Below are 13,659 nucleotides of genomic sequence, written 5' to 3' on the forward strand. Positions count from 1 at the left end.
CAGTCATGGCAGCATTCGATTCCATCGTCAACGTCGAGGAGTGGATCAGTGATCACTACCTGACCACCGATGAGACCAAGGGAGAGTCTTTTGGCAAGCAAGTAGCTAATCGGATCAAGGAGTGGAACCAACTAGCTCAAGAGTCTGGTGCTTCGCCTTTCCTCCGTTTCACCGCCGCGCGTCATGATCTCCAGCTAGCGCTGTCTACGCTTGATCCCAATGGGCCTGATGCTAGGACGCAGGTTGATAAGACTCATCGGCTGATTAGTGATGCTCTTGGCTATGGACAGACCAGCAAGCTCATTGTTGAACGCGGCGAACAGCAGCTGAGTTTCATGGGTATTGCCTCCCCCACTTCTAGTGTCACGGTGATCGCTGCTGATCCTATTTCTGGGCCAGAAGATGTCTTCACTACCAGCACTCGCGGCGAGGTATCCCACGGGGACAAAGTTGTCTCCATGCCTGCTGCCAAGTTGGTCAGCGAGATCTTCCTCTCTGAAAACCCACCGACGATGGTGGTGATTACTGCCGCACCGTGGGTGATCCTCGCTGAGCGTGAGAGTTGGCCGTTGGGCCGCTTCCTGGCTATTGATCTGGGTCTAGCGATTGAGCGCAATGACCTTAAATCCAAGGGTGAGATGCAGCGGGTAGCTGTCTCGTTGATGAGGGAAAACACCGAACGGGCCGCCGATGGCACTTCTTGGTGGGCCCAGACCATCGAGCAATCCCGCGAACATGCTGTCAAGGTCTCTGAAGAATTACGTGGTGCGGTCAAAGCCTCCATCGAGATTATCGGCAATGATGTGTTGGACCGTCACCGCCAGCAGCAGCTGCCCACCGAGAACATTGATGGCAACGAACTAGCCAAGCAGTCTTTGCGTTATCTCTACCGCATCTTGTTCCTGCTGTTTGCCGAAGCTTCCCCTGAGCTCAACATCCTGCCCACCGGTGCCCAGGAGTACGACGAGGGTTATGGGCTCTCCCGCCTGCGCGATCAGATTCTCTCCGAGCCGGTAACTGATCGAGCCCGGCGCGGAACACACCTCTATCAAAGCTTGGATCTGCTGTTCGGTTTGGTCGATCATGGCCATGATCCTCATAACCAGAGCAATCCTGAGCATGATAATTCCGCTGGTGAGGAAGGTCTGGAGTTCCGAAACCTCTCCGCTGACTTATTCCAGCCATCCGCTACCTCGATTATTGATAGCTCCGGGTTGTCCAACCATGCTCTGCACCGCGTGCTCGAACACCTATTGCTCACTCGGCAGCGCAATGGTCAAGAGCGTGGGTTTATTTCCTACGCCACCCTCGGGGTGACTGAATTGGGTCAGGTCTATGAGGGCTTGATGTCCTATACCGGCTTCATTGCCCGGGAAGACTTGCTGGAGGTAGCTCCCAAGGGGGATTCGTCCAAGGGCTCGTGGGTTGTGCCCGAGCACCGAGTCGATGGCCTACCCGGTGATTGCTTTGTCCAGATTGACCAAGAATCTGCCGAAGGTGGGATAGAGAAGGTCAACCGTCGGCATAAGGCTGGAGCATTCGTGTTCCGGCAATCCTCCCGCGACCGGGAGCGCTCTGCTTCTTTCTATAGTCCGCAGGTGCTCACGGAGTTCACTGTCGGTCAGGCTATCGAGGTATTGCAGGAAGAAGGTCGACTAACTAGCGCCGATGATGTGCTCTCGGTGAGTATTTGTGAACCAGCGATGGGCTCTGGTGCCTTCGCCGTAGAAGCAGTGCGTCAATTAGCTGAGCTCTATCTCAAGTTGCGTGAGCGGGAGCTAGACAGCCAGGTTCCAGCAGCTGAACGCACCGTGGAGCTACAAAAGGTCAAGGCCTATATTGCCCTTCACCAAGTCTACGGAGTGGACCTGAACAAGACGGCTGTGGAGTTGGCCGAGATTTCTCTCTGGCTGGATACCATGACCGCAGACCTTAAAGCCCCGTGGTTTGGCTTACACCTACGCCACGGCAACTCGCTGATTGGTACGCGCCGGGCTACGTTCGCCACCAAGGATCTCAAGACCCGCAACTACCTCGCCCAGGTACCAAGGCGCGATGGAGTACAAACTCTCGCCTCTGCCATCGATAACCCAGAAGTCGAAACGAAAATGACTTCCCGGGTGCATCACTTCCTGGTGCCTTCCAACGGCTGGGGGGCTACGGCTGATGCTAAAGACCTCAAAGATATCGTTGGCGATGAGCAAAAAGCACTTAAAGCCTGGCGCAAATCCCTCCAGAAGGGGTTAACTGCCCAACAGATCAAACAGCTACAGGGCATCTCTCATCAGGTAGAACGCCTCTGGCAATTGGCGTTGGTGCGCTTGCGTATCGCGGAAGATCAAGCCCGAAGGGATATTGACCTTTGGGGTAAAGACACCGAAAAAACCGCCAAGAATATCGGCCGCCAGCAGATCGAGGCTGAGCTATTCCGCAACGCCGATGGTGCCTACCAGCGCCTGCGGCTAGTGATGAATGCCTGGAACGCGCTGTGGTTCTGGCCGCTGACTGAGGTGGTAGTCGAACACGGCGTGGCGGTAAACCTGCCGGATATCGACGAGTGGATCTTCACTCTGCGCGATATCATCGGCTCTTCTACCACCAGCAAGGTCAAGACTAAGGGCCAGTATCTACTGGGATTTAGTCTGCAGTGGGAGGAACTAGACACCACTGAGAAATTCGACATCGAGCTTTCGATGGCTAAGCCCGCAGATCAGCTTGATCAACTCCACCCGTGGTTGAAGGTAGCCCGCAAGATTGCCAAAGAGCAGGCATTTTTCCATTGGGATCTAGACTTCGCCTCGGTGATGTCGCGTGGTGGGTTTGACCTTCAGGTGGGTAATCCGCCGTGGGTTCGTCCCCGGACCGACGTTGATGCCCTGCTTTCGGAGCATGATCCGTGGTTTAACCTCGCGCATAAGCCGACCCAGGCGCAAAAGCGTCAACGGCGAGAATTACTTACTGGGAGAGATCCTGAGTCAAAGACCACCGTGGTCAAAGGCACTGGCGAGACTGTAGCCACTGCTGCGGTGCTAGGTGATCTATCCAGCTACCCGCATCTAAAAAGCCAACAACCTGACCTCTACCGCGGGTTCATGGAACGCACCTGGGCTAATGCTGCTGATTCTGGCGTGGTCTCGTTGATCCATCCTGAATCCCATTTCACGGAGAAGAAAGCTGCTTCGCTGCGAAGCGGTGCTTATCGACGCCTCCGTCGTCACTGGCAGTTCGTCAATGAGCTAAAGCTCTTCGACATTGACAATCACGTCACATACGGTATTCACGTCTATTCAACCCCTCGGACAAATGCGAATTTCCTCAACGCAACCTCGCTTTACCACCCGCAAACTGCCCTTGATTCACTCCACCACAACGGCACTGGCGAACTGCCCGGATTCAAAGACAACGCAGGACATTGGGATCTGCGCCCCCACCGAGACCGCATCATCAACGTCAATGAAGATGAACTCAAGGTATGGAAATCAATCCTGGAAGACCCCAAAACTCCCCTGCTGGAGACTCGTATGGTCTACACCGTCAACTCTCAGGCCGCAGCGGTGTTGAAGAAGCTATCGGAGGCACCTCGGATGAAGTCTCTTGGGCTGGAGTTCTCCTCAGGTTGGCATGAAACAGCAGATAAAAAAGCAGGCTACTTCGACTCGTCTTGGCAACATCCAGATACTTGGGCAGATGTCATCCTTCAGGGGCCGCACCTCGGGGTCTCCACACCGATGGTTAAGCAACCTAATGCCACGATGAAGAGTAATAAAGATTGGTCTGAGGTCGATTTGGAGGCCATGCCGGAGGATTTCATTCCGGCGACTGCCTATCTGTCCAACCGAGATATTCCGACTTATGATGCCGACTACGGATACTGGGGCGCAGACGGTGAGAAGGTTCCGGTGGCGTCGACCTTCCGGATTGCATGGCGGGAATTCGCAGCGACCACGGGTTTTCGAACTCTATACCCAGCGATCATTCCTCCGGGGACTAAACATATTCATGCTGTGAACTCTTGTCGTTGCCCAAATGATCTTCCAGCACTGTCACTTATTGGCGCAGTGATGAGTAGTATTCTGGCTGATTATTTTGTGAGGTCAGCTGGAACGGGGCATATCTTCAACGACTTAGTTCGCGGAATGCCTTTTGATCTCTCAGGTAACTGGGCAGATCGGGCAGCTCGTCTCTACCTCCGTCTCAACTGCCTCACCTCTGCCTATGCTCCGCTTTGGGAAGAGATCACGGGGGAGGAATGGACGGTTGATACTCCGTTGCGGCTGGATGAACAACGTCGGCAAGCGCAGATAGAGATCGATGCGATTGTGGCGTTGTCGTTAGGGATTAGTGCGGATGAATTGTGCATGATCTATCGCACCCAATTCCCAGTGATGCGCCGCTATGACCAGGAAGATCACTTTGATGCACACGGCCGCAAGGTGGCCAAAGATGTGCTCAAGCTTCAGAAGAAGCTCAAAGCTGATGCCCAACTCAGCGAGCAAGATCGCACTTGGATTCACCCGCAATCTAAGGTGTCCTATACCTTCGAGTATCCCTTCCGGGTGCTTGATCGAGAGGCCGATCTGCGTGCTGCCTATGCCAAATATCAAGGGATGATCTAGCTCAATGTCTAGCCTGTTGCCGGTCCATGCTGCCGAACATATTGAAGATGGTCTAACGGAATATCTGACCACCAGTTTTTCTTTGGCAGATGCCACTACTGCGGGACGGTTGGCGGAGTTTCTCACTGCGCCTAATTCCGGCATGTTCCACGGACCTTATGTGCGCACTCGTCTGCCCTATGCTCCGGCAACTAACTGGCAAGGGCTGTTGGGCTGGCTGCCCAAGGATTTTGTCCCCTACCGCCACCAGGCTCAAGCCTTCGAACGTCTTGCTTCAGTACGTGATGGAGTTCCGCGGCGGCCTGATCCCACGTTGGTGGTCACTGGTACTGGTTCAGGTAAGACTGAGTCATTCCTCTATCCCATTCTTGATCATTGCCGGCGTAATCCGGGACCGGGGATTAAGGCGCTATTGCTCTACCCCATGAATGCACTGGCCAATGACCAGGCTGAGCGTTTGGCGTCATTGATCAGCGCTCATCCAGAGTTGGCTGGGGTCACTGCCGGTATTTATACCGGCGATCAGGCTGGTAAATCTGGCACCAAGGTCACGGCTAAATCCTTGATCACTGATCGGCATACTATTCGGGCCTCCCCGCCGGATATTTTATTGACCAACTATAAAATGCTCGACCAATTGCTCATCCGAGAGCTTGACCGCGGGATGTGGGAAAAGTCTGCCACTTCCCTGCAGTATCTGGTGCTCGATGAGTTCCATACTTATGACGGTGCTCAAGGCACTGATGTGGCCTTGTTGTTGCGTCGATTGGGGCTGATGCTGAAAAAGCACCAGCCAGCTAATTTTCTGGCTGGGCTGCCACTAGCCCAAGACCAACCACTAGGTGCAGTCACTCCGGTGGCTACGTCCGCGACCTTGGGCAGTGAGGGGGATTCTTCCTCCATGCTGGCATTCGCCCACACCATCTTCGGCGAGCGCTTAGCGGTTGATGCGGTCGTCGGTGAGACGAAGCAGACCATCCCCCAGTGGCAGGCTACGGTCGCTGATGTTGTGGGTAGTCCGGTTAAGAGGAGACGTGATCTGCCCACGGCGGCAGAGATCGCTGAGATCAATGCCGAGATTGCCCAGCTGATCAGTGCGGGCAGCACACTGGAAGATAGCGTGCATGAGGTTTTCTGCCGCCAGGTTTATGGCTGCCAGAGCACTGACCTCATTGCTGCGCTGGCAGCTTATGCGCAACATCCACTGACGATTGCGGTGTTAGAGCATGCTGCGCAGGCTCACCCGATGGCCAAACACAGTCCGGCCGATGGGCCAAGCTTGGTGGAATTGATTCTGGACCAGGAAACCCAGCGGCTGCCGGGCGATGGTGCCGCCGAATTCTTGGCTCATACTCTGACCGAGATTGCCTATCTGCGCGCTGAGTTTGGCAGAATCCGCGGTGGCTGGGAGGGAAAGAAGCTTCCCGGGGTGGAGACTCACCTGTGGGTTCGTGAGCTTTCCCGCATCGACCGAGTGGTCTCTTCTGATGCCACTGATTCATTCTTTCGTTGGTCTGATGATGGCCCGCGGGAAGCTAACCCAGATGCTGCTGATGCGTGGCTGCCAGCCTGCTATTGCCGCAACTGTGGGCGCTCAGGATGGATGATTGCTCTCCAGCCGGGTGATGATTCCCCAGAGATCAATCCCCAGAATATCCGCCGCGGTTCGATGACGGCGGCCAAGCGCCAGCGCCCGCTCATCGATGCCACCCCGGAGCTGCGCGGTGGGCTCGATGGCACAGTTCAGAACCTGGCCGGACGCGGGCGCGCTACCGATGATGACAGTCGGGTGTTGTGGCTGGATATGCGTCTGCCTGCCATGAGTTCAAGTCAACCGACTGATGAGGCCTTGGACAGTGGCTTAGTGGTGCCGGTATTGACTTATGCCGGGGACAACCAAGATGAGCTGGCTGATGCTGGCGCGTGCCCATCATGTGGGGAAACCGATGCTATTCGCTATCTCGGATCCTCGGTGGCCACCTTGCTCTCAGTGGCCCTGTCTAATCTCTTTGGGCTGGAATCACTCTCCGACCGGGAGAAAAAGACCTTGGTCTTTACTGACTCGGTGCAAGATGCTGCCCACCGGGCCGGGTTTGTTCAGGCCAGAGCACGCACCTTCGCGCTACGTACTCTCTTGCGCCAAGCCGTCGGAAGCGATGCCGTTACGTTGGCTTCGCTACCAGATCGGCTCTTGACGATGGCCAAGGATGATCCGCGCGCACGCTATGAGCTTCTTCCCCCACAGATCGCTGAGTTTCCGGGTTTCCAACCCTATTGGTCCCCCAGTGCTACCGCTGGTGAACGCCGTCGAGCGGCCAAGAAGGTTGCCGATCGTTTGGCCTTAGATGTGGCTCTAGAGTTCGGTGATCGGGCCGATCTGGCCCGCTCGTTGGTTTCTACGGGCACGCTCACCGCCAGTGTTGATGTTGATGATGCAGTTCTCAATGCCGCCGCTGATGCGGCGTTGCAGGGAATTACGCTGCCGCTAGACACGGTCGATTCGCTGGCGTGGGCCTGGGGCATCGTCGAGATCATTCGAGTTCGCGGCGGCATTAACCACAAGTGGTTTAGAGCTTATCTCCACGATGATTGCAATGCCTTTCATTTAAATAGGCGTAATTCTCGCGCTCAAGGTATGCCCGGTTTCGCTAAGGGTGGCGCACCGGAGTTTCCTCGCGCGGGAAAACCGTTAAAGAGGGCTGCCAAGGGCGCGGATTCGACGATGCCAACGGCCAGCCCCCGCGGTACTTTCGCGCGGTGGAGCGCCCGGGCATTGGGGATTACCACCCATGACGCTGCTACTGCGGTGACCGCGTTGATGAAGGAATTGGCCCGGCGCGGAGTCCTAGGTTCAGTAGAAACCTCCACTGCTGCGACAGTCTTTTTCCTCTCACCAGACAACATTGTGGTGCTGGCTGAGGAGACTACTGAGGCATTGGAATGCGGGGTTTGCCGTTCTCGGCTGGGGGTGCCTGCGCATGTGCGCCAGGTCTTGGTCGGGTCGCCGTGTCTTAGTACGGGTTGTTTGGGTACCCATGAGGTGGTCGGTGTTGAAGGCAATTACTACCGCCGGTTGTATTCCACGACGAACACCCGCACGGTGGTCTCTCGTGAGCACACGAGTTTATTGGATGATCAGGATCGTTTCCGTCTTGAGCAGCAGTTTAAGGCTGAGCAGACCGATTCCCCTGATGCTCCCAATGTTCTGATTGCCACTCCTACGCTGGAGATGGGTATTGATATCGGTGATCTATCCACGGTGATGCTGGCGTCTTTGCCGCATACGGTGGCTAGTTATCTCCAGCGGGTGGGCCGTGCTGGTCGTCTCACGGGCAACTCGTTGATCATTGCGCTGATCCGGGGCCGCGGGATGGCGTTGCCGGCGTTGGAGAAACCGCTGAGCATGATTGCTGGTTCGGTGGCTGCTCCTGCGGCTTTCCTTTCTGCTCAGGAGATTTTGCATCGCCAGTTCACTGCATATCTGCTGGACCGACTTCGGTTAAGCGAGAAGATGGCTAGTCCTTCGCGTGCACGCGATGTCTTTTTCTCTTCGCCCTCTTCTTCCGCGGTCACGGTTATCGATGTGTTGACAGACGTGATTGAGGGCGGCCTCGATCATCAACTCGATGAGTTTTGTTCTACTCTCCAGGGCCACACAGGTGACGCGGTACTAGCTGAGTTGCGTTCTTGGGCCAGTGGACAGGGCCCGAAGAGTTTGTCGGGAGATCTCGTTGAGGCCCGGCAGCGATGGAATGACCTGGAAAAGGAGCTGACTCATAAGCAGTCGGTGTTGGAAACACGCGATCAGCAGCTGCACAAGCAGCAGCAGGCTCCCGGTGCTGATGATGACACCAAGGCTCAGGCTCGCTCGACCAAGGCTGCTTTGAGGTTTATCCGTAAGCAACTCTCAGAGACCGTCAATGGCGATTATTGGATCTCTTCGATGGAACGCTATGGCCTGCTGCCTAACTTCACCTTGCTTGATGATGCGGTGGAGCTGCAGCTATCGGTGACGTTCATGCAGCCCGATACCTTGGAGTTTGATACTCGGCGGGTGGATTATTCCCGCGGTATTTCCTCTGCTCTATTTGAGTTGGCACCTGGCGCGACTTTTTATGCCCAAGGGATTGCCGCGACTATCGACAGTGTGGAATTGGGTGCGGAAGGCTCCACGGTGGAGAAATGGCGGCTATGCCCGTCGTGCTCTTATTCCCGAATCGAGGCAACCAGCCCGGCGGCTAAGGCTATCTCGGGGGCGTGTCCAGAATGTGGGGACCCGCAGTTTGCTGATCTCAATCAGCTCATCGATGTGGTGCAGATGAAGAAGGTCTTTGCCGAGGTCGAGCAGACCAGGTCTGCAATTAATGATCGTCGGGATGACCGCAATCAGATGCGTTTCCACAGCACCCTCAGCGCGGTGGTGCCCGAGGGCGGAGCTGGTCAATCTTGGTATCTCTCGGGGTCTGGTTTCGGTGTGCAACATCTGCCCCGGGTGGAGCTGCGCTGGTTGAATTTGGGCAAGGGCCCGGGTGAGAAGCGGATGCTCGCTGCTCAAGAGAGCGATGCTCCCCTGTTTCGGGTATGTCGGCATTGTGGGCATATCGATTCTGAGGCAGGCAGCAATCGCTGGCAGGATCACCGGCCGTGGTGCCGGCTGCGCACGGCAGCCGAAGAGGAAACGATTGCCTTCGCACTGGGCCGGACGTTGAGCACGCAGGGTGTGCGATTATTTCTCCCACAGTTACTCACGGTGGCCGATACCCTCACGGTGCCCAGTGTGATTGCTGCTATCAAGTTGGGTTTCAAGGAGGTGTTGGGCGGGGATCCCACTCACTTGGAAGTGGCTACGGTGCGTCTGGGATCGGGCGATACTGCCTCTGATGCACTATTGCTGCATGACCAGGTACCGGGTGGTACTGGTTATCTCACGCAATTTACCCAGGTCGAGGATGTGCGCAGTCTGCTCACTAAGGCTTATACCCGGGTCCGCGACTGTGCGTGCGCTTTGGACGATCGACGCAGTTGCCCGGAGTGTTTGCTGCCCTATGCCCCGCGTGGGCAGGAAGAATCGACTTCTCGGGCTGCGGCAGAAGCTGCCTTGGCCAAGCTCTTGTGCGATGACCTGCACCCTGGTGAGGACCGCGATCCACTCGTTGATCATTGGTCGGCCAATATCATCGAGCACAAACCAGAGACCAGTAGTCGCAGCAAATTGGAGGCACTATTTCTCAATCAGTTCCGGGCGACGTTGAGCACTCGGGATGTGGCTTTAACTAAGCAGGTCCGTGGTGGGCGTTCGGAATGGACGTTCTCTTTCCCGCAGCAGCCGCATACCTGGCGGATGCGTGAGCAGGTTGATTTCGGCCATACTCGGCCGGATTTCTACTTGGATACGGATGATCCCAATCTCCGCGATATTGCGATCTTTCTTGATGGTGCGGCCTTCCATATCTCTCAGGTCAATGAGCGAGTGCATGGCGATGTGCTCAAGCGCAATCGGCTCTATGACGAGGGCATTCTGCCGTGGTCGATGACTTGGGCAGATATTGAGAAACATCGCGCAGCCGATGCGCATGCGGTCCCGGATTTCCCGGTGTGGTTCAAACAACCGCTGCAGCCCAAGATCGCCAGCATGCTCAATCTGGCGAGTGCGCGTTTGGGCACGATTATTCTTGATCCCCTCAGCCAGTTATTGGCAGTGCTGGCAGATCCAGCACCTGAGCAATGGGAGAAGATCTCATTGGCGGTAGCCCTGCACGCAGTGACTGGGGCATCTGATAACCGGGCACAGTACCTCAATGGGGTCGAGGTCACACTAGTGGGACAGCAGTCGCACCTGCAGTTATCGTCGGATGGCGGTCAGATTAACCAGGCGGCCTGGAATCTCTTCTTATCCCTGGCCAACCTGTTCTATCTTCACCCCGACAACGCCCGGATCACTAGTGAGCGCACGTCGCAGGTAGAGGCGACGGTGATCGAAGCGGGCGTCGATAAGCACACTGATGTTGGCGTGGATGAGGCCGCACTGCCGAGCGCTTGGCAGGAGGCAATAGCCGAATACGATGATGAACCGCAGGTCTTGGCTGCCCTAGAACGGCTCGCCCTGGCGGGAGTGGCTGCCCCTAGTAGCTTCGGTGAGGAAATCGCTTCGGTAATGACCATCGTCGCCTGGTCCGATCGAAACCTGGTGGTGGTCTACCCCGAGGATGCCCAGGCATTGGCAGATACCTCTTGGCAGGCATATGGAATTGATTCGCTTATCGACGGCGCGCTGTCCCCCGCTTTCCATTCCGCTCGGACCGAACATTCCAACCCTGACCCCTGGCACGAGGTCATCGCCGACTTCGATGATGAGCCACAAGTCCATAGCGCGTTGGAGAAGCTGGCTCGTGCCGGGATCAGCCTGCCAGATAGCACCGGTGAGGAGATCTCTTCGGTGATGACCATCGCGACGTGGACCAAGCAGCAGCTAGCCATTGTCTACCCTGGTGGAGAGAGTGATCTGACCGATACTCAGTGGACCCCGGTCGATGTCTCCCTAATCGTGGACGGTCCCCTACCGGCTAGTTTCCAAGCAGTCGCTGGCACAGAAGAAAACGAGAACTAGGACACCATGGCACAACTAACGCTCCACAAAAGGTTCACGGTCCGAGACGGGCTAGACAAGCCAATCATGGCCTTTATGCAAAAGCTGATGGCTGATCCGACCAATCCATCGCTGCATGTGGAGCCGATCAACAATAGCCGCGATAAGCGCGTGCGTACCGGGCGGATCAATAAGCAGTACCGCGCGGTGATGTTCGAGCTCACCGGGCATAACGATAAGCACTTCGTGCTCATCGATGTGTGTAATCACGATGAAGCCTACGAGCTCGCGGCGACGGTTTCGATGCGCTCGAACCCAGTCAGCGGCGTTACTCAATTGAGTTTTGCGGAAACACCGAGTGCGCTATCTAGTGTAGATATCTCCGCGGAGGTGGAGTCTCGGGCAAAGAAGTTAGCAGCGGAGAAGATCGCGGCGGCAGCGGTGGCCGAAGCTGCTGCAGATGCTACGGATGTTGTGGACACCGTGGACTCTGTGGATGCTGTGGCTCCGGCGGTGTCGATAAGCGATTCGCCGGGAAAGGTGCTCACTGAGGCGGGACTGACCCAGGCGATCTTAGAAGAGCAACTGGGTATTTCTCCGGTGGCTACCGCAGTGGTCTTTGCCGTCGATGATGAACGCGATTTGGATTCACTGCTGGCAGATAGCCCGCAATGGGAGCTTGATGCGATTCTCTCGCTGGTGGCAGGTTTCAGTATCGAACAGGTCCGCCACGACTTAAGCATTGAAGATACGCTCGCCACGAAGCAGCCGGAAGAGTCCGATGAGGTACTCCTCGAAGGTTTGCACACTCCAGCGGCAGCGATGGAATTTGCTTATGCACCCGATGAGGACGCGCTCAAAGCGATCATCGAGACCAGAGATTTCAATGCCTGGCGGATCTTTGTCCACCCCAGCCAGAAGGCAGTCATTGATGCTAATTTCAGCGGCTCTGGTCGAGTTTTTGGCGGTGCCGGTACGGGGAAAACAGTGGTGGCTATTCACCGCGCCAACGAACTGGTCACCCGACGCGGGCAGGCCCCCACGCTTGGCCAGCACAGCCCGCGGGTGCTGCTGACTACCTATACGAGAACGCTGTCGGAATCTCTGAAGTCTCAGATGAATGTGCTTAATCCGCGCTTTCCCGAAGCTTCGACGCAAGGGGCTCCGGGATTGTGGATTTCCGGCATCGACTCGTTGGTTTTCCGAGTCCTCAAATATGCCCGCAACGACGAGCTTGCCGCTGCAGTCCAGGAAGTCCTGGGCATAGAAGCTAGCGTGCGACCAGGCCCATTAGATAGCCGGGATGAACAGGAAATCTGGGAGCAATCGCTCACTTTGGCCGCCGTGGAGTTAGTCCCCGAGAAGGCCAACCCGGAGTTCCTCTCTCAGGAATACTCGACCGTGGTGTTAGCTGGCGGGATTACGCAGCAGGCCGATTATCTTCGGGTTCCGCGGCCAGGTCGGGGCACCAGCCTCAATCGTCGGGAACGCAAGGCGGTGTGGAAGGTGATGGAGGTATTTACTAAAAAGTGCGTATCTCAGGATCGTTTCACCTGGCCCATGCTGGCAGTGCTGGCTGCGGAGGTTCTGACCAATCGCGACCAGCCCAAGCTCTTCGACCACGTCATCATTGATGAGGCGCAGGATTTCCACGCCGGACATTGGCGTTTCTTGCGGGCCTGTGTGGCGGAAGGCCCCAATGACATCTTCCTGGCGGAAGATTCTCACCAACGCATCTACGGTCAGCGGTTGGTGCTGAGCCGGTTTGGTATCTCCACTCGGGGTCGCGCTTCTCGACGGCTGAGTCTCAACTACCGCACCACTGCGCAAAACCTCGACTATGCCGTGGCCATTCTCGACGGCCAGCTATGGCACGGCAGCACCGATGAACTTGATTCGACCGTTGGTTATCGATCCTCGCGTCAAGGCCCTGCGCCGATCCTTGCTCGCGCTTCAAACCTGGCTGAGGAACGCTCTTTGGCGATCGAGCAGATCAAGCAGTGGTTGGAGGAATCTCCCGACGCTCATGTCGGCGTACTGACGCGGACGAAGTTCCTAGTCAAGCAGATTGTGGCCCAGTTCAGAGAGGCAGGGCTCAACGTTGTAGAGACCCGTCAGGCCACCGCGGCGGCTGAAGCGGAAGTCTCGGTGATGACGATGCACAGCGCCAAGGGGCTGGAATTTACCCATGTGGTGTTGCTCGATGTCAACGAGAATTCGATGCCGCGGGATTATCAATTGCATGGATTGGGCGAAGCCGAGGTTGCGGATGTTCTCCAGCGAGAAAGAGCGCTGCTTTATGTGGCAGCTTCGCGAGCTAGGGACGCGCTGATGATTACTACTAGTGATCGCCCCTCGACGCTGTTGCCTGCTTGAGTGGCTGGTCTTTGGCGGTGTTTCGGACCTCACTACAAACGGGGGCAATAGAACGGTTGTTCTATCTGGGGAGTTGAGGGA

3 protein-coding genes are annotated in these 13,659 nt (G+C 56.4%); all 3 read left to right on the forward strand.

Annotated elements, in window-relative coordinates; all coding sequences use genetic code 11:
- Positions 1 to 5: 5 nt before the first annotated feature.
- A complete protein-coding gene (locus tag C5L39_RS03095; RefSeq protein ID WP_123047412.1) occupies positions 6 to 4,616 on the forward strand; it encodes an Eco57I restriction-modification methylase domain-containing protein in 4,611 nt (1,536 codons plus the stop codon).
- A 4-nt stretch (positions 4,617 to 4,620) separates the two neighbouring features.
- On the forward strand, positions 4,621 to 11,223 hold the full coding sequence (locus C5L39_RS03100; protein WP_123047413.1) for a DEAD/DEAH box helicase: 6,603 nt from the start codon (positions 4,621 to 4,623) through the stop codon (positions 11,221 to 11,223).
- A gap of 66 nt (positions 11,224 to 11,289) precedes the next feature.
- Positions 11,290 to 13,578 (forward strand): 3'-5' exonuclease, encoded by a 2,289-nt coding sequence (locus tag C5L39_RS03105; RefSeq protein WP_245974859.1) that lies wholly within the window; start codon positions 11,290 to 11,292, stop codon positions 13,576 to 13,578.
- Positions 13,579 to 13,659 lie beyond the last annotated feature (81 nt).

It is taken from the genome of Corynebacterium alimapuense (genome assembly GCF_003716585.1).
Classification (GTDB): Bacteria; Actinomycetota; Actinomycetes; order Mycobacteriales; family Mycobacteriaceae; genus Corynebacterium; species Corynebacterium alimapuense.

What these genes read in the sequence shown, in the direction of transcription:
- C5L39_RS03095 (WP_123047412.1), top strand. Translation starts at nt 6, where the DNA reads ATGGCAGCATTCGATTCCATCGTCAACGTCGAGGAGTGGATCAGTGAT.
- C5L39_RS03105 (WP_245974859.1), top strand. Translation starts at nt 11,290, where the DNA reads ATGGCCTTTATGCAAAAGCTGATGGCTGATCCGACCAATCCATCGCTG.
- C5L39_RS03100 (WP_123047413.1), top strand. Translation starts at nt 4,621, where the DNA reads ATGTCTAGCCTGTTGCCGGTCCATGCTGCCGAACATATTGAAGATGGT.